This window comes from Kitasatospora sp. NPDC057738, assembly GCF_042798815.1.
Lineage (GTDB): Bacteria > Actinomycetota > Actinomycetes > Streptomycetales > Streptomycetaceae > Kitasatospora > Kitasatospora lactacystinica.
Genome location: NZ_JBHVJT010000036.1, coordinates 25,307 through 42,644 on the forward strand (window position 1 = coordinate 25,307; position 17,338 = coordinate 42,644).

General features: G+C 73.5%; 11 protein-coding genes. 5 read left to right on the forward strand and 6 right to left on the reverse strand.

Annotation, left to right across the window (positions count from 1 at the left end; all coding sequences use genetic code 11):
- Positions 1–64 precede the first annotated feature (64 nt).
- Positions 65–2,410 (forward strand): immune inhibitor A domain-containing protein, encoded by a 2,346-nt coding sequence (locus ACFVGO_RS20555; RefSeq protein ID WP_359910465.1) that lies wholly within the window; start codon positions 65–67, stop codon positions 2,408–2,410.
- Positions 2,411–2,510: 100 nt separating this feature from the next.
- Here ACFVGO_RS20555 and ACFVGO_RS20560 read toward each other — a convergent pair whose 3' ends face one another.
- Positions 2,511–3,755 (reverse strand): beta-eliminating lyase-related protein, encoded by a 1,245-nt coding sequence (locus ACFVGO_RS20560; RefSeq protein ID WP_380633242.1) that lies wholly within the window; start codon positions 3,753–3,755, stop codon positions 2,511–2,513.
- Positions 3,756–4,112: 357 nt separating this feature from the next.
- Between ACFVGO_RS20560 and ACFVGO_RS20565 the strand changes: the two genes are divergently transcribed.
- Positions 4,113–5,156 (forward strand): M23 family metallopeptidase, encoded by a 1,044-nt coding sequence (locus tag ACFVGO_RS20565; RefSeq protein ID WP_380633244.1) that lies wholly within the window; start codon positions 4,113–4,115, stop codon positions 5,154–5,156.
- A 15-nt stretch (positions 5,157–5,171) separates the two neighbouring features.
- Here ACFVGO_RS20565 and ACFVGO_RS20570 read toward each other — a convergent pair whose 3' ends face one another.
- The gene (locus ACFVGO_RS20570; protein WP_380633246.1) at positions 5,172–5,804 is read right to left on the reverse strand and encodes a TetR/AcrR family transcriptional regulator; all 633 of its coding nucleotides are present in this window, start codon (positions 5,802–5,804) and stop codon (positions 5,172–5,174) included.
- Between the two features lie 223 nt (positions 5,805–6,027).
- Between ACFVGO_RS20570 and ACFVGO_RS20575 the strand changes: the two genes are divergently transcribed.
- Positions 6,028–7,623, forward strand: coding sequence for an MDR family MFS transporter (locus ACFVGO_RS20575; protein WP_380358603.1), 1,596 nt, complete (start codon positions 6,028–6,030; stop codon positions 7,621–7,623).
- A gap of 65 nt (positions 7,624–7,688) precedes the next feature.
- On the opposite strand, the gene ACFVGO_RS20580 is transcribed toward ACFVGO_RS20575, so the two are convergent.
- The gene (locus ACFVGO_RS20580; protein WP_380633248.1) at positions 7,689–8,624 is read right to left on the reverse strand and encodes an A/G-specific adenine glycosylase; all 936 of its coding nucleotides are present in this window, start codon (positions 8,622–8,624) and stop codon (positions 7,689–7,691) included.
- Between the two features lie 193 nt (positions 8,625–8,817).
- Here ACFVGO_RS20580 and ACFVGO_RS20585 point away from each other — a divergent pair, with 193 nt between their 5' ends.
- Positions 8,818–9,678: a hypothetical protein gene (locus tag ACFVGO_RS20585; RefSeq protein ID WP_359910447.1), complete on the forward strand. Its 861-nt coding sequence runs from the start codon at positions 8,818–8,820 to the stop codon at positions 9,676–9,678.
- Between the two features lie 251 nt (positions 9,679–9,929).
- On the opposite strand, the gene disA is transcribed toward ACFVGO_RS20585, so the two are convergent.
- Together disA and radA are read right to left on the reverse strand one after the other, a co-directional pair.
- Complete coding sequence (gene disA, locus ACFVGO_RS20590) at positions 9,930–10,988, reverse strand: DNA integrity scanning diadenylate cyclase DisA (RefSeq protein ID WP_188306273.1); 1,059 nt, start codon at positions 10,986–10,988, stop codon at positions 9,930–9,932.
- A gap of 200 nt (positions 10,989–11,188) precedes the next feature.
- The gene (gene radA / locus ACFVGO_RS20595) at positions 11,189–12,712 is read right to left on the reverse strand and encodes a DNA repair protein RadA (RefSeq protein WP_359914589.1); all 1,524 of its coding nucleotides are present in this window, start codon (positions 12,710–12,712) and stop codon (positions 11,189–11,191) included.
- A 150-nt stretch (positions 12,713–12,862) separates the two neighbouring features.
- On the opposite strand from radA, the gene ACFVGO_RS20600 reads away from it, so the two are divergent.
- Positions 12,863–14,920: a sigma-70 family RNA polymerase sigma factor gene (locus tag ACFVGO_RS20600; RefSeq protein WP_380633251.1), complete on the forward strand. Its 2,058-nt coding sequence runs from the start codon at positions 12,863–12,865 to the stop codon at positions 14,918–14,920.
- A 781-nt stretch (positions 14,921–15,701) separates the two neighbouring features.
- Here the strand turns inward: ACFVGO_RS20600 and ACFVGO_RS20605 are convergent.
- The gene (locus ACFVGO_RS20605) at positions 15,702–17,036 is read right to left on the reverse strand and encodes a DUF1254 domain-containing protein (RefSeq protein WP_359914583.1); all 1,335 of its coding nucleotides are present in this window, start codon (positions 17,034–17,036) and stop codon (positions 15,702–15,704) included.
- Positions 17,037–17,338: the final 302 nt, after the last annotated feature.

The window sequence follows — 17,338 nt, forward strand, 5'->3', positions numbered from 1 at the left end:
TTTCATTTTGGTTTGCCGGGCTTTGGCCAAGAGCTGGGCCCCGGTCGGGGAGGACGTCACAACGTTGAAGAGCACCAGGAGAACCGCTGCGGCTGCCACGGCCGCAGCGGTCATAGTCACGCTCGGCGCGGGCCTGTTCCCGGGCACCGCCGTCGCCGCCGGCTCGGCCCCGGTCCCGCGGGACCCGGCCGAAGCCGTCCAGAACACCGAGCACAACCTTCCGGGCCCGCTGACGGCGAAGGTGGAGGCGGAGCAGAAGGCCGCCACCGAGAAGCTGCTCAACGGCACCGCCGAGGTCGAGCAGCACAACGGCAGCACCAGCGTGAAGCTCGGCAAGGACAAGTACGTGGAGCTCGCCCGCGAGCGCACGGACAAGATCTTCACCATCCTGGTCGACTTCGGTGACCAGGTGGACAACACCACCAAGACGCCGGACGGCAAGGTCAAGTACGGCGGCGAGGCCGGCCCCAAGCACAACGAGATCGAGAAGCCGGACCCGGCCACCAACAACTCGACCCAGTGGCAGGCCGACTACAACCAGCAGCACTACCAGGACCTGTACTTCGCCAAGGACAAGCCCTCGCTGAAGACCTACTACGAGAAGCAGTCCTCGGGCCGCTACTCGGTCGACGGCGTGGTCCAGGACTGGGTCCGCGTCCCGTGGAACGAGGCCCGGTACGGCTCCGACTACTGCGGCTCCAACGTCTGCGCCAGCGCCCAGGACCTGATCCGCGACGCCGTGGACATCTGGTACAAGGACCAGCAGGCCAAGGGTCAGACCGAGGCCCAGATCAAGGCGACCCTGGCCTCGTACGACCAGTGGGACCGCTACGGTTCGCACCACGACGGGAACTTCAACCAGCCCGACGGGTACATCGACCACTTCCAGATCGTGCACGCCGGCGAGGACAAGTCGGCCGGTGGCGGCAAGCAGGGCACCAAGGCCCTGTGGGCGCACCGCTCGTACGTCTACGGCAACCTGCAGGGCTCGGCCGGTCCCGAGGGCAACAAGCTCGGCGGCGTCCAGGTCGGCAACAGCGGCCTGTGGATCGGCGACTACACGATGCAGCCCGAGAACGGCGGCCTCGGCGTCTTCGCCCACGAGTACGGCCACGACCTCGGTCTGCCGGACCTCTACGACACCGCCGGCAAGGGCATCGACAACTCGGTCGGCTTCTGGTCGCTGATGTCCTCCGGTTCCTGGCTCGGCGAGGGCAAGAACAGCATCGGCGACATGCCGAACGACCTCGACGGCTGGAGCAAGTACCAGCTCGGCTGGCTGAAGGTGGACCGCGCCAAGGCCGGCACCGAGTCGACCCACCACATCGGCCCGGCGGAGTACAACAGCAACCTGCCGCAGGGTCTGATCGTCGACCTGCCGAAGAAGAGCATCACCACCGACATCAACAAGCCGTTCGGCGGCACCGGTGAGTGGTGGAGCGGCAGCGCCGACAACCTGAACGTCACGCTCACCCGCGACATCGACCTGACCGGCAAGGCCAAGGCCAGCATCAACGCCAAGGCCTGGTACGAGCTGGAGCAGGACTTCGACTACGCGTTCGGCGAGGTCTCCACCGACGGCGGCAAGAACTGGACCGTCGTGGACGGCACCTGGAACGGCACCGCCCTGCCGCGCGAGAACGGCCGTCCGGCCCTCAGCGGCCAGGTGGCCGCCTGGGGCGACCTGTCGTTCAACCTGGACGCCTTCGCGGGCCAGAAGGTCAAGTTCCGCTACCGCCACACCAGCGACGGCGGCCTGCACTTCCGCGGCCTGACCCTGGACAACGTCGCGGTCGTCGCCGACGGCGCCACCGTGTTCAGCGACGACGTCGAGAACGGTGACAACGGCTGGGTGGCCGACGGGTTCTCCCGCTTCAGCGGCTCGTACACCAAGGACTACGCGCAGTACTACATCGCGGAGAACCGGCAGTACGTGTCCTTCGACCAGACCCTGAAGACCGGCCCGTACAACTTCGGCTTCGCCGACAAGCCGGGCTGGGTCGAGCACTACTCGTACCAGCCCGGCCTGCTGATCTGGTTCTGGGACGAGTCGCAGACCGACAACAACGTCAGCGCCCACCCGGGCCACGGCCTGGTCCTGCCGGTCGACTCGCACCCGGCCCCGCTGAAGTGGTCCGACGGCGCCCTGATGAAGCCGCGCGTCCAGGGCTTCGACTCCACCTTCGGTTCCCGTCGCGTCTCCCCGCTGACCCTGCACAAGGCCGGCGTCGAGACCGTCATCCCGAAGGCCAAGGGCGTCGACGAGTTCAACGACCTGAAGTCGTGGTGGAGCAAGGACAACCAGTACGCCGGTGTCGACGTCCCGAAGACGGGCACCAGCATCGAGGTCGAGAACGAGTCCTCGAACTACCTGGAGACCTGGATCCGGGTCCGCCCGGTCGACAACTGATCGTCACCCCCCGGGTAGCGATCGGCCTGTGACCAGGCAGCTCTGACAACTCCACGTCCGGCCCGTCCCCGCAGCGCGCGGGGGCGGGCCGGACGCTTTGTCAGGCCCGGTCGGCCGCCAGCCGGTCCAGGAAGGCGGCGGCCGCCACCGTGACGTCGGCGGCGGTCCAGTCGAGGGCGGGCGCCGCGACCGTGACCTCGGTCATCGACAGCCCGGGCGGCCCGCCCGCGCGCCAGGCGCCGAACAGCCCGATCCCGGTGTCCTCGGCCAGCCCCAGTCCGGCCTCCTCCAACTCCCCGACCGGGTGCGGCAGCCAGAGCTGGAACTGGTGGGTGTGCGGCGGGGCCGGGTGCACCCGGGCGCCGGGGACGGCGGCGAACGCCCGGTCCAGCGCCGCGGCGACCGTCCGGGCGTGCGCCACGTACCCGGGCAGCCGCGGCAGTTCGCGCTCCAGTCCGGTCAGCGCGGCCAGCGCGAACGGCCACTGCTGGTAGAGCTGCCCGCCGTAGCGGTGCCGCCAGGCCCGGGCGGTGCGGACGAAGCCGCCCGGACCCGCCAGCGCGGCGCCGCTGATCCCGCCGAGCGTCTTGTAGAAGGAGACGTAGACCGAGTCGGCCAGGGCGGCGACCTCCGGCAGCGGCCGGCCGAGGGCGACCGCGGACTCCCAGATCCGGGCGCCGTCCAGGTGCAGCGCCGCACCGTGCTCCTCCCGCACCACCGCGGCCAGCTCCACCAGCTCCGCCCAGCCCGGCAGCACGAACCCGGCGTCGCGCAGCGGCAGCTCCAGGCTGAGCGCGGCGTACGGCTCGTCCAGGGCGCGCAGTTCCTCGGCGGTGGGCTGGCGCGGCTCGGTCGTCGGCCAGAGGCTGCGCAGGCCGGACAGGACGCCGAGCGCGTGCCGCTCGTGCCGGTCGGTGTGGGCCAGCGGGTGGGTGACCACGGTGCGCGGGCCGGCCGCCTCGGCGTGGATCCGCAGGGCGATCTGCTGGGCCATGGTGCCGGTCGGGAAGAAGGCCGCGTCCTCGGTGCCGAGCAGCTCGGCGACCCGGTGCTCCAGGGTGCGGACCACGCCGTCGCCGTACTGGTCCGGGCGGCCGTCCAGGTCGGGGACGGCGTGCGGCCCGGGGGCCGCGTCCGGCCCGGGGGCGGCGCCCGAGCCGGGAGCGGCGTCCGGCCCGGGGCCGGCGTCCGGGAGCGGGCCGGCCAGGTCGGCGAGGCGTTCGCGGATGCTCTGCGGCCGGACGCCGGACAGCAGCCGCTCGCAGCCGCGCAGGGCGGCGAAGCGGCGGTCCGGCAGGCTCGGGCGGTCACTGGCGTCGGGGTCTTCGCTCCTGTTGCCATACATGGCTCGATGGTGCCGCAGCGGGCCGGACCGGTCAGCGGTCCGTACGAAAGCGGTTCGAGCCCGCCAAACCCGGGCCGCGCGTGGCGCTGATCACAGGCCCGCGGCCCGGTACGACCGGCGGTAGTAGCGCACCCGGGGGCACCGGCGGGCGCGCCGGAGCGGACCTGGACGATCGGATCTCATGATCGGTACTCCATCGGTTTGAATCTCCGGCGCCACGCCGACTACACGCCGTAGTACGTCACCCCGTTTGGGACTCCGCTCGGTGACCGTTACACCTGAGTGGTCCCCCGCTCAGCACGCGCCCGAACGGGCCCTTCGTGCTGCCCTCGTACGACCCGTGAGGTACGGCAAGCGATGTCCAACGTCCCGCCCTTGGCGCCGGCCCTGCGCCGGCTCGCCGCCCGTGCGGCGGCCCGGGCCGCGGCCTGGCAGCCCCGGCTCGACCACGCCGTCCGTACCCACGCCGCACCGCTGCACACGCTCGCCGCCCGTGCGGCGGCCCGGGCCGCGGCCTGGCAGCCCCGGCTCGACCACGCCGTCCGTACCCACGCCGCGCCGCTGCGCACGCTCGGATCGCCCCGGCACACCACGCTGCCCGGCAGCCGGCAGCGGGCCGAGCACGACCACGCGCTGGTCTCGGCCGGAGCGGCCGCCGTGCTGCTCGCCGGCGTGCTGCTGGTCGCCACCCCGGGCTCGGCCTCGGCGCAGACCGTGCTGCCCACCACCCCGGGCAGCTCGGCCTTCACCGTGCCGAAGGTGGACGTGCCGAGCGCGGGGCTGGTCCAGGTGGCCGGACCCAGCGCCTACAAGCTGCCCGACGACGGCGACTCCGCGCAGCAGTCCGTGGCCGTGGCGGCCAACCTGCTGCCGTTCGACCCGCCGGCACCGGAACCGGAACCGGCACCGGAAGCCGCCGCCGAGCCGGCCCCCGGGCCCGACCCCGGCCCGGCCCCGGCCCCGGCCCCGGCCCCGGCCCCGGCCCCGGCTCCCGGATGGTCGGCGCCGGTGCCGAACGCACCGACCAGCAACCCGTACGGGAAGCCCAACCGCAGCTACGCGGCCGGGTACCACACCGGGGTGGACTTCGCGGTCGCCCCGGGCACGCCGCTGCTGGCGGTCGGCGACGCGACCGTGGTGTCGGCCGGCTGGGACGGCGCGTACGGCAAGGAGGTCGTGCTGCGGCTGGCGGACGGGCACTTCGCGCAGTACGCCCACATGTCCTCGGTGGCCGTCTCGGCGGGCGAGCGGGTGTCGGCGGGCGAGCGGATCGGCATGTCCGGGAGCACCGGCAACTCGACCGGGCCGCACCTGCACTTCGAGATCCGCACCAGCAACCGCTACGGCGCGGTGGTCAACCCGATCGCCTACCTCGCGGGGCACGGCGTCACGAACTTCTGAGCCGCCCCGCGGCGCTCAGCCGGCGCCGGGCGCGGGGTGGCTGATCCGGGCGCCGATCTCCAGCGCGATGTCCCGGGCCGCGCCGATCGCCTCGTCCAGTTCGGCGGGGGGCAGCCGCTCGCCCCACACGTTCGGGGCGTGACCGCAGTTCGCGCTGTCCTGCTTGACCAGGAACAGCGACGAATGGACGGTGAACAGCGCCATCGCGGCCCGCAGCCGGTCGTGGAAGTCCGCGTCCGGCCCGTGCACCAGCTGCATCATGGTGATCATGCGATCCCTGAAGGCCAGCCCGGCGGGGGACTCGCGCAGCGCGGGCTGGTTCTCGTGGAAGAAGCGCAGCAGCGGGGCCCGCTCGGCCATCCCGTCCGCGAAGCGGCGGATCAGCTCGTCGCGCACCTCCGGGCTCCAGACCTGCTGGCGGCCCCACGCGACGGTCTCGTCGATCGGCGCGGCCATCCGCTCGACGATGCCCAGGACGATGTCGTCCTTGGTCTTGAAGTGGTAGTAGAGCGCGGCCTTGGTGACGCCCAGGCGGTCGGCGATCTCGCGCAGTGAGGTCTGCTCGTAGCCCTGCTCGGAGAAGAGCTCCAGCGACACCTCGATGATGCGAGCCCGGGTGTCGCTGCGGGGGCTGTGCGGAGTGCCCATGGCCTGCCTCATGACTGCGTCGGTTGACTACTGCGGACCCCGGGACGGCGGCCGCCCCGGACTCATTCTCCCTGCCCAGAAGGCCGGTCGGGAAACTGGCTTGACGACCGGCTAGTAAACAACCTACCGTGCCGACGGTCGATAAACTAGCCGGGCGACAAGTAAGTGAGCCGCCGCACGGCACGACGCTCCGTCCGAACCACGCTCCGGGAGACCCCACCCCATGTCACAGTCCAAGACCGCCGGCCCGGTACCGGAGGACAAGACGGCCGAGGAGGAGCAACCGCGGTCGCCCCGCGAGATCCGCCTCGTGATGGTCGGTCTGGTCGTCACCATGCTGCTGGCCATGCTCGACAACCTGATCGTCGGCACCGCGATGCCGACCATCGTCCACGACCTCGGCGGCGGCGAGCACCTGTCCTGGGTGGTCACCGCCTACACCCTGGCCACCGCCGCCTCCACCCCGGTCTGGGGCAAGCTCGGCGACATGTACGGCCGCAAGGGCACCTTCCTCACCTCGATCGTGATCTTCCTGGTGGGCTCGGCGCTGTCCGGCCTGGCGCAGAACATGAACGAGCTGATCGGCTTCCGCGCCGTGCAGGGCCTGGGCGCCGGCGGTCTGATGGTCGGCGTCATGTCGATCATGGGCGCGCTCGTCCCGCCGCGCGACCGCGGCAAGTACCAGGGAATGTTCGCCGCGGTGATGGCCCTCGCCACCATCGGCGGCCCGCTGGCCGGCGGCTTCATCACCGACCACCTGAGCTGGCACTGGACCTTCTACATCAACCTGCCGCTCGGCGTGATAGCGCTCGCCGTGGTCGTCGTCACCCTGAAGCTGCCGAAGGTCCGCAACACCGCCAAGATCGACTACGCGGGCGTCGTGCTGCTCACCACCGGCATCACCTCGCTGGTGCTGATCACCACCTGGGGCGGCCAGCAGTACGCCTGGGGCTCCAAGGAGATCCTGGGCCTGACCGCGCTCGCCGCCGCCTCGCTGATCGCCTTCTGCTACGTGGAGCAGCGGGCCGAGGAGCCGATGCTCCCGCTGAGCCTGTTCCGGAACCTGAACTTCACCCTGGTCTCGATCATCGGCTTCATCGTCGGCTTCGTGATGTTCGGCTCGACCGTCTTCCTGCCGCTCTACCAGCAGACGGTCCAGAGCGCCTCGGCGACCAACTCCGGTCTGCTGCTGATGCCGATGATGTTCGGCATGCTGATCGTCTCGCTGGTGGTCGGCCAGGCCGTCACCAAGACCGGCAAGTACCGGATCTACCCGATCATCGGCACCATCGTGATGACCGCCGGCCTGATCCTGCTCTCCACCATGGGCATCGGGACCAGCAGGTTCACCTCGGCCTGCTGGATGGTCGTGCTCGGCGCCGGCATGGGCTTCCTGATGCAGATCACCATGCTGGTCGCGCAGAACAGCGTCGAGCTCAAGGACATGGGCGTGGCCAGCTCCACCGCCACCCTGTTCCGCACCATCGGCGGCTCCTTCGGTGTCGCGCTGTTCGGCGCGCTGTTCAACAACCGAGTGACCGACACCATGGCGGAGATGCTGGCCGGGAAGCCGATGCCCCCGGGCGGCATGAAGGACCCGCAGCAGAGCAGCCTGGAGGAGCTGCACAAGCTGCCGGACTACGTCCAGGACGCCTACAACCACGCGGTGTCCAACGGCATGCACACCGTCTTCCTGTGGGGCGCGGGCGTGGCCGTGATCGCGATCGCCGCGGCGGTGTTCCTGCGCGAGGTGCCGCTGCGCGGAACCGGCAAGGGCGAGAAGCCGGCCGAGGCCTCGCTGGAGGCGGCGGCCGTCTGACGGCCCCCGCACACGACGGCGCCCCCGGGAGGTCCTCTCCCGGGGGCGCCGTCGTGTTCCGCCGCTTACTGGGGCAGCCGGTAGACGCCCTGCTCGACCGGCTCGACCAGGCCGTCCGCCACCAGGCCGTCCAGCGCCCGGGCCCGCTGCACCGCGTCCGGCCAGACCACGTCCAGCCGGGCCTGCGGCACCGTCCCGTGCGCCTCGCGCAGCACCGCGAGCAGCTTGCCGCGCACCTGGCGGTCCGTCCCCTCGTAGGACTGACCGCGCCGGGCCGGGCCCTCGTACGGCGGGCGGCCGGCCCGCTGCCAGGCGCAGGCGGTGAACAGCGGGCAGTCCCCGCACTCCGGGCCGCGCGCGGTGCAGACCAGCGCGCCCAGCTCCATCACGCCGACCGCCCAGGTGGCCGCCGTCTCCGCGTCGTCCGGCAGCAGCGCGGTGGCGGTGCGGCGCTCGGCCGCGGTGGTCGCCTGGGGCGGGTACTCGACCCCGGTCACCGCGCGGGCGAAGACCCGGCGGACGTTGGTGTCCAGCACCACGTGCCGCTGGCGGAAGGCGAAGGAGGCGACGGCGGCGGCGGTGTACTCCCCCACCCCGGGCAGCGAGAGCAGCGTGGCGTGGTCGTCCGGGACCTCGCCGCCGTGCTCCTCGGTGATCGCCACCGCGGCCGCGTGCAGGCGCAGCGCCCGGCGCGGGTAGCCCAGCCGGCCCCACATCCGGACCGCCTCGCCGGACGGCTCGGCGGCGAGGGCGGCCGGGGTCGGCCAGCGGGTGAGCCAGGCCTCCCAGGCGGGCAGCACGCGCTTGACCGGGGTCTGCTGGAGCATGAACTCGCTCACCATGACCGCCCAGGGCGTCGCGTTGGGGGTCCGCCAGGGCAGGTCCCGCTTGCTCGCCTCGTACCAGTCCAGGACGGTCGAGTGGAACAGCGGCAGGGGCATCGGCAGCCGGGCGGCGTCGGCGGCCGAGACAGGGAGGGCGGGGGTGGTGATGGCAGTCATGGCCCTTCGATCCTCCCATGCCCGCCGACCGGGCCGAAGTGGATCAGGCCACTCCGGATCCTCCCGGGGAGGCTCCGGAAATCGTCCGATTGGAGCTCGCTCGAACGGATCAAATGGCGGATCATGTGAAGGAAGGGGCGACTGTGCGGTGTTGGTGAGTCAATCGCCACACACAGTCTCGTAGAGTTTGATCGTGCCTTCTCTGCGTCAACCCGTCGGACCACTGCCGGCCTCGATCTACTGGCGTCGGCGCATCGTCGTGCTCGTCGCCGCCGCGGCGGTCGTCGCCCTGATCGCCTGGCTGATGATCGACCCGGGCGGGGGCGGTGACGGCGGCTCACCGGGCAACGCCGCACAGGCCGTTCCGTCCCAGTCCCAGAACCAGACCCCGGCCCAGGCCATCACGCCCGGCGCCTCCCCGAGCGGCCCCGCGGCGCGCCCCGGCGGCGGCACCGGCGGCCCGGTGGCGGGCGGCGGCGGCACCGAGGTCAACCTCAGCGGCGGCACCGGCACCGGCGGCGCCAACCCGGCCCCCGGAGGCGGCGCGGCGCCGGCGACCGGCGGCGGTACGGGCGGCTCCGGCGGTACGGGCGGCGGCGGCACGGGCGGTGCTCCGGCCGTGAACACCCCCGAGATCATGGCGCTGCCGGTCTGCGCCTCCTCGCAGGTGGCGCTGGAGCTGGCCGGTACCCAGAACTCGTACCAGCCCAAGGACAAGCCCCGGCTGGCCCTGACGGTCAAGAACTCCTCCGGCACCAACTGCCGGGTGGACCTGGGCCGCACCGCCTCCGTGATCACGGTGAGCGGAAGCACCAACGACCGGGTCTGGTCCTCCGGCGACTGCCCGGCCGACAAGGGCAACATCTGGGTGCAGCTCGGCGCGAACGGCAGCCAGACCGAGACGTTCACCTGGGACCGCAGCCGCAGCAAGCCGCAGTGCGCGACCGCCGACCAGACGCCGCCGCCGAGCGGCACCTACGTGGTGCTCGCGGAGCTCACCGGGCTCTCCGGGGACAAGGTCTCGGCGCGGGCCTCGATCCGGCTGGACAGCTGAGAACCGGTCAACTTTTCCTGGAGCCCCCGGCCGCCGCGCGGCCGGGGGCTCCGTCGCGTTCGGGGGCTCCGTCGCGTTCGGGGGCTCCGTCGCGTTCGGGGGCGGGTTCGGTGCGGTGCTCCGCGCTTCGGCGCGGCACGGCTCCCGTTCGGTGCGGCTCCGGTTCGTGCGGACGTGCGACGGCCCCCGGGGAGGTCTGTCCCCCCGGGGGCCGTCGCCGAGTTCGGGCGTCCGTACGGCTGCGCGTCAGGTCAGACGTAGCGCTCCAGGATGGACGATTCGGCAAGGCGGGACAGGCCCTCGCGGACCGAGCGGGCGCGGGTCTCGCCGACGCCCTCGACGGTCTGCAGGTCGTCGATGCTCGCGGCGAGCAGCTTCTGGAGGCCGCCGAAGTGCTCGACCAGGCGCTCTATGACCGTGTTGGGCAGGCGCGGGATCTTCGCCAGCAGGCGGTAGCCGCGCGGCGAGACGGCGGAGTCCAGCGACTCCGGCGAACCCGAGTAGCCGAGCGCCTTGGCGACGGTCTGGAGGTCCAGCAGCTCGGCGTGGGTGAGCGCCTCCAGGTCGGCCAGCACCTCGGTGACCGTCCGGCCCTTCTTGGCGGCCCGCTCGGGGAAGTAGTCCCGGGCGACCAGCTCGCGCTCCGGCTCCACGCCCGCGATCAGCTCGTCCAGCTGGAGCGAGAGCAGCCGGCCGTCGATGCCGAGCTCCAGCACGTAGCCGGCGATCTCGGTGGCGATCAGCCGGACCATCTCCAGGCGCTGGGCCACGGCGGTGACGTCCCGGACCGTCACCAGGTCCTCGATCTCCAGCGCGGAGAGCGTGCCGGCCACCTCGTCCAGGCGCAGCTTGTAGCGCTCCAGGGTGGCCAGCGCCTGGTTGGCGCGGGACAGGACGGTGGTGGAGTCCTCCAGCACCCGGCGGGTGCCGTTGACGTACATCGCGATCAGCCGCATCGAGTGCGAGACCGCGACCACCGGGTAGCCGGTCTGCCGGTTGACCCGCTCGGCGGTGCGGTGGCGGGTGCCGGTCTCGTCGGTGGGGATGGTCGAGTCCGGCATCAGGTGCACGCCGGCCCGGACGATCTTGGTGATGTCCTTGTCGAGCACCACCGCGCCGTCGAGCTTGCACAGCTCGCGCAGCCGGGTGGCGCTGAACTCGACGTCCAGGACGAAGCCGCCGGTGCACAGGGACTCGACGGTCTTGTCGAAGCCCAGCACGATCAGACCGCCGGTGTTGGCCCGCAGGACCCGCTCCAGGCCGTCACGAAGCGCGGTACCGGGCGCGATGGCGGTGAGGGAGGCCCGCAGCAGGGCCTCCTCGCGGAAGGCCTTGTCCGCCCCCCGGTCGCTGGCTGCCACGTGACTCCTCCGGTCGACCCGTGCCGCGCGCCTCACGCCGTGCGCCGGTCCGCGGTCTGTTGCTCTGTCGCTCAGTACCGCTCGGTACTGCCTTTTGGCCAATGAGACTGGGGAAAGTCTAACTGTGTGTGGCTTCGGCAGGGCTTGGGTCAGCGCAGTTCGTCGGAGTCCAGCGGCTCCCAGCCCTCCATCAGCTCCTCGGGGTACGCCGCGGGGCGGTCCGCGGCCCGGGCGGAACGCGGGGCCGGCGGCGCCGACGGTGCCTCACCGCGCGGCTCGGTGCGCGGCTTGGCGGCCGATCGGCGGCGGCCCGGGATGGCCCGCAGCGCCTCGCCGATGTCGGCCACCTCGACCACCTTCATGCCCGGCGGGACCTTGCCCGGGTCCGGCGGGACGAGGGCGTGGGTGAAGCCCAGCCGGTGCGCCTCGGCGAGCCTCCGCTGCACACCCGTCACCCGCCGCACCTCGCCCGCCAGGCCGACCTCGCCGATCGCCACCAGGTTGCTGGGCAGCGGGGTGTCGGTGGACGAGCTGGCCACCGCGAGCGCCACCGCGAGGTCCGCGGAGGGCTCGGTCAGCTTCACCCCGCCGACCGTCGCGGTGTAGATGTCCTGCTTGCCGAGCTTCACCCCGCCGTGCCGCTCGACCACGGCCAGGATCATCGCGATCCGGGGGGACTCCAGGCCCGAGGTGGTGCGCCGCGGCGAGGGGATCTGCGAATCCACCATCAGCGCCTGCACCTCGGCCACCAGCGGGCGCTTGCCCTCCAGGGTGACGGTGAGGCAGGTCCCGGGAACGGGCTTGTCACGCCTGGTCAGGAAGAGGCCGGACGGGTCGGCCAGGCCGACGATGCCCTCGTCGTGCAGCTCGAAGCAGCCCACCTCGTCGGTTGCGCCGTAGCGGTTCTTGACCCCGCGGATGAGCCGCAGCCGGGCGTGCCGGTCACCCTCGAAGCTCAGCACCACGTCCACCAGGTGCTCCAGCAGGCGCGGGCCGGCGATCTGGCCGTCCTTGGTGACGTGGCCGACCAGCAGGGTGGCCATGCCGCGCTCCTTGGACGCCCGGATCAGCGCGCCCGCCACCTCGCGGACCTGGGCCGGGCCGCCAGGGGCGCCGTCCAGCTCCGCGGAGGCGATGGTCTGCACCGAGTCCAGGATCAGCAGGCCGGGGTTGACCGCCTCGATGTGCCCGAGCACCGCACCGAGATCCTGCTCGGCGGCGAGGTAGAGGTGCTCGGAGAGGGCGTTGATCCGGTCCGCGCGCAGCCGGACCTGGCCGGCCGACTCCTCGCCGGTGACGTAGAGCGTGCGGTGCTGCGCGGTGGCCGCCTTGGCGGCGACGTCCAGCAGCAGGGTGGACTTGCCGACGCCGGGCTCGCCCGCCAGCAGCACCACCGCGCCGGGCACCAGGCCGCCGCCGAGCACCCGGTCCAGCTCCGGCACGCCCGTCGAACGGGCCGTCGCGACCTGGCCGTCCACCTGGGCGATCGGGCGGGCGGGCGCGCTGACCGGACCGGCCGCCGTCGTGCGGATCGGCACCGCGCCGTACTCCTCGACCGTGCCCCAGGCGTTGCACTCCGGGCAGCGGCCGACCCACTTGGGCAGCTGGTTGCCGCACTCGGTGCATCGGTACGCCGGGCGGGGCTTGGCGGTGGTCTTGGAACGCGGAGGCATGCGGCCCACCGTAGCGCCTGGGTGTGACAACGGCGGGCCGCCGGCGGGCCCGCCGCGCATCCAGACAGATGGACGATGTTGTTACCCGAAAGAAGTACATACGCGGCGAATGGTCGGAGTCAGCCGTCCGCGTTCTCTACCGTCGGACGGGTGACGACGAGAACTGTTGGGCCGACCGGGGCGGTCGGGCCGGGGTGGTCCGGCCGGCCGGGGAGGCCTCGGTGGCTGACCGGACCGGTCAGGCCCGCCGAGTCGGCCGGGGCCTCGGGATCGGCCGGGGCCGCAGGCTCGGCCGATCCCGTCGAGCAGCGGACCGGCGCCGCGCTCGCGGCGTACGACCGGCAGGTGGACGGCCTGTTCACCTACTGCCTCTCGGTGCTCTGCGAGCACGACGCGGCCGCCGACGCCCTGCGCGAGGTCCGCGAACTCGCCCGGCGGCACGGCACCCGGCTCACCGAGCCCGGGCTGCTGCGCGCCTGGCTGTTCTCGCTCGCCCGGTACTGCTGCCTGCGCCGGCTCGCGGACGGTGGCCCGGCCGTGGCGGGTGCCGGAACCGGAACCGGGACCGGGACGGGGACGGGGCGGGCGGCGGCGATCGGCGCCGCACCGGACGAGGCCGAGACGGACGAGACCGAGGCCGAGGCGGCCCGGCGGCGGCGCGAGCTGTCCTCACTCGCCTGGCCCGAGGCGGCCGGCACCGACCCGGAACAGCGCGAGGCACTGGAGCTGTCCGTCCGGCACCGGCTGACCCCGCTGGAGGTGGCGGCGGTACTGGGCCTGCCGTTCGAGCGGACCCGCGCGCTGCTGGCCGGAGCCGAGGCCGAGGTCGCCCGGACCAGGGCGGCGCTGCTGGTGCTCGGCGTGGGCAGCTGCCCGGAGCTGGACCGGCTCGGCGGCGCCGGGGCGGAGTCCTGGCGGGACTGGGTGCTCGGCCCGGCCCTGCGACGGGAACTGGTGCAGCACGTGCTGGACTGCCCGACCTGCCGGGGTACGGCGGAGCGGGTGGCCGCGCACGAGGCCGCCGAGGGTGCGGCCGGGCTGTCGGGGCTGGCGCTGCTGCGCGCTCCGGTGGACACCTCCGGGGCCGCCGCGGTCACCGGCCCGCTCACCGCTGCGGTCACCGGCGCGGCGACCGCCCGGGCGGCTGCCGTTCGGGCGGCGGATGCTCCGGCGACGGCTCGGGTGGCGGCGGCTCGGGTGGCGGAGCCGGGGCTGCGGTTCGACCAGAGCGGCTTCCCCCGGCACCGGGCGCCGGACGCGGGGCGCGGGCTGGCGGTGCGCCGGCGGGTGGTGACCACCGGGGTGCTCGCGGCCGTCCTGGCGGCGCCGGTGATCGCGCTCTGGGCCGGGCACCGGGGCGGTGGCGGCTCGGGTTCCGCGGCCTCGGTGTCGGCCGTACGGGTGGACGGGGCCGGGCGGCCCGCCGGGCAGGAACCACGGCCCGCGGTGGACGGCCCGACGGGGTCGGGTGCGCCCGGCATGCCCGGGCTGGAGCTGGCGGGGGCCGGGGCTGGGGCCGGAATGGTCGCGGATGGTGCCGGTGCGGACGGTGCAGAAACGTTGCTTCCCGGGTTTCCGCGGCTCACCTTCCAGGGCTCGGTGATCCCGGTCCCGGCCCACGGCGCGACCCCGCTCGACAGCCCGGCCCTGGTCGCCGCACCGGCCCCATCCGTCGACCGGGCCTCCGCGACGGGCACCGGAGAACCCGCCCCGGCCGGGCTGCTCACCGTCGAGGCCGGCGAGTACGGCAGCCGGACCATCCTCACCCTCACCAACTCCGGTACCACCGAGATCCGTTGGCACGCGGTGACGGAGGCCGGCTGGCTCCGGCTCAGCCGCGACTCCGGCACCCTGGCGCCCGGCCAACGGATCACCGTGATCGTCACCGTGGACGAGGACCAGGCGCCGACCGCGCACTGGACCGCCCGGATCGCGCTGCCGCCCTCGCAGGCGGTGGTCACCCTGGAGGGCGGGCCGCACAACCGCGGCGGCTCCGCCTCCTCCCCGGCCGATCCGTCGCCGTCCTCGATACCGGCGCCGACGCCGACGCCGACCGGTTCCGCCGCCACCTCGCCCACGGCGGCCCCCACCACGTCGAGCCCGCCCACGTCGTCCCCCTCGCCGTCCGGCCCGCCGACCGGCTCCCCGTCCCCCTCGGGCACGGCCACCACCGCCCCCGGCACGGCCACCCCACCGCCACCTCGCTGACACCACAGCCCGCCGGGGCACCCGGGCGCCGTGAGAAGTCGGCCCGGTCGACTTCTCACGCACAGCAGCGGCGGGCACCAGCCGAGTACGGCGCCCCGGCCCTCCCACCCCTCGCGGAATTCGGCGAAGGGGTGCCCTGAGAAGTCGGCCCAGTCGACTACTCACGCGCGGCGAGTCAGGCATCGGCGGGCATGAAGGCCGGCCTGCCACTGCCACCCCCTGAAGCCGGGCCAAGGGCGCACGAAAAGTCGAGCGGGCCGACTTCCTGCGCGCAACAGGGTCAGCCCAGCAGCGCGTAGGCCGGCCTGCCCGTCCCGGCCGCGAGCCCGGGCAGGAAGGGACGCGTGAGAAGTCGAGCGGGCCGACTTCTCACGCCCAACGCGTCGGGCATCGGCGGCCAATGCAGACCGACCTGCCACTGCCGCCCCCAGAAGCCGGACCGAGGATGCACAAGAAGTCGACCAGGCCGACTTCCCAAGCGAGGCGCGGAGCCAGCGCGCCAGCGGGAGAGACCGAGGGCGTGGTGAGCGTGCCGCGGGGCGCCAGGGCGCCGGCGATTGCCGGCCAGGACCGCAGGCACGGGACGGCAGCTGCCCGCCCCCGGGCAGGAAGGGATGCACAAGAAGTCGACCAGGCCGACTTCCCGCGCGAGGCGCTTAGCCAGCGCGCCAGCGGGACAGGCCGAGGGCGTGGTCGGCGTGCCGCGGGGCGCCAGGGGGCCTGCGGTCGCCGGCCGGGACGGCGGGCACGAGCTCTCCGGGCGGGGGCGGGTTGCGGGGCGTCAGGCCCGGTGGATCGGCGGGGGCTGGTAGCTGCCGTCCAGGACGGCGGGCTCGGGCTGGTAGATGCGGAGGATGGGGCGGAACTCGCCGGGCGGGGTGGGGAGCCAGTTGGCGGCGGCGGCCGGGTCCTCGGGCTGGTCGTGCTGGAGGGCCAGGGTGAGGGAGCCGTCCTCGGCGTGCGCGAGGCCGGGGGTGCGGTCGCCGATCGAGTAGCGGTCGATCGGGTTCTCCACCAGGTAGTAGTCCGGGACGGAGTACATCGTGACGGACCAGAAGGCCCCGGCCGGGGGCGGCTGGTCGAAGCGCAGGGTGTAGTCGTGGGCCCCGGTGAGGGGTCGGCCGTCGGAGTCGTCGTAGGTCATCGCGTACGAGGCCTCGTAGGCGTGGTTGCCCCAGAGGCCGGCCCGGGCGGCGGCGGCCCGGCTGAGGTAGGCGGCGCGGCGGTCGGGGATGCGCCACTCGGGGTCGTCCAGGGTGCCGGGGCCCAGGTGGTCGGTGTTGTAGTCGAACAGGTGGAGCGTGCTGCGCCACTCGCCGGGCGGGTGGTCCTCGGGCGGGCGGGTGGCGTCCTCGACCCGTTCGCGGCCGGCGGCCAGGCCCTTGGCCAGCGTCAGCGTCCATTCGGGGGCAGCCGAGCGGTACGGCGAGGCGCCGTCGTCCAGCAGGCCGAGCGGGGCGAAGCGGCGCTGGTACTCGATGTCCGCGGTGGCGGGCGGGAAGGCCTGCATCCAGACCCGCAGCCGTTCGAAGAAGGCCAGCCGCTCGGGGACGTCCCCGTCCGGCTCGGGGAGTCCGGCGACCAGGCCGCCGGGTTCCAGCGGCTCCAGTTCCAGGGCGGACTGGAGGGCCCGGACCCGGGGCAGGTCCTCCGGCCCGGTGCAGGCGAAGCGGCCGACGAGGGTGCCGACGGTGGTCGGCAGCTCGATCACCCGGTTCGGGTCCGGCGGGGTGCCGTGCCAGCCTGGTGGGACGATCAGCCAGGTCTGCGCGCCGGTGCCGGTGGCCCGGCGGCCGAGGTAGGCGACGTTGTCCGTCCAGGCGTCGATGATCTGCAGCACGTAGTAGGCGCCCGCGGTGTCCGGGACGCGCAGCACCTGGGGGCCTTCGGAGAGGTCGAGCTGGGCGATCGAGTAGATCGTGTCGTTGTTGACCGAGACGAAGCGGTCGGCCGGACCGGCCAGCCGGGTGGCGTGGCTGATGTGGTTGAACGGCGCCGCCGGCAGGGTGCCCAGGCCGCCGCGGGCGAAGCGCTCGACCATGGTGAGGCCGGCGACCAGCGGATAGCCGTAGACGTACGCGTCGGCGGCCAGGGCCTCCAGCTCGGGCTGGTTCATCGCGGGTCCTTCGTCCGGGGCGGGCAGCCGGTCGGCGGAGTGCTCGGCGTCGGCGGGCCGTTCGTCACCGGCGGCGGCCGGCGGGTCCGCCGTCCGGGCCGTGCTCCGGGCCGTGCTCCGGGCGGGCGCCGGACCGGGGTTCGGTCGCCGACCGCGGTACACCTCGGATGCTAAGCGGGGCCGGGTGGGGCGGCATGTCGGACCGGACGCCCCGCGGCATCCGGCGACCCGACGCCCGTGACCGGACGCCCGTGACCCGACACCCGTGACTCGACTTCTGCGGCCCGACTTCTCCGGCCCGG

Excerpts from the sequence above, each read along its gene's own strand:
- ACFVGO_RS20560 (WP_380633242.1), bottom strand. The coding sequence starts at position 3,755 with ATGTATGGCAACAGGAGCGAAGACCCCGACGCCAGTGACCGCCCGAGC.
- ACFVGO_RS20565 (WP_380633244.1), top strand. The coding sequence starts at position 4,113 with ATGTCCAACGTCCCGCCCTTGGCGCCGGCCCTGCGCCGGCTCGCCGCC.
- ACFVGO_RS20570 (WP_380633246.1), bottom strand. The coding sequence starts at position 5,804 with ATGGGCACTCCGCACAGCCCCCGCAGCGACACCCGGGCTCGCATCATC.
- ACFVGO_RS20575 (WP_380358603.1), top strand. The coding sequence starts at position 6,028 with ATGTCACAGTCCAAGACCGCCGGCCCGGTACCGGAGGACAAGACGGCC.
- ACFVGO_RS20580 (WP_380633248.1), bottom strand. The coding sequence starts at position 8,624 with ATGACTGCCATCACCACCCCCGCCCTCCCTGTCTCGGCCGCCGACGCC.
- radA (WP_359914589.1), bottom strand. The coding sequence starts at position 12,712 with ATGCCTCCGCGTTCCAAGACCACCGCCAAGCCCCGCCCGGCGTACCGA.
- ACFVGO_RS20605 (WP_359914583.1), bottom strand. The coding sequence starts at position 17,036 with ATGAACCAGCCCGAGCTGGAGGCCCTGGCCGCCGACGCGTACGTCTAC.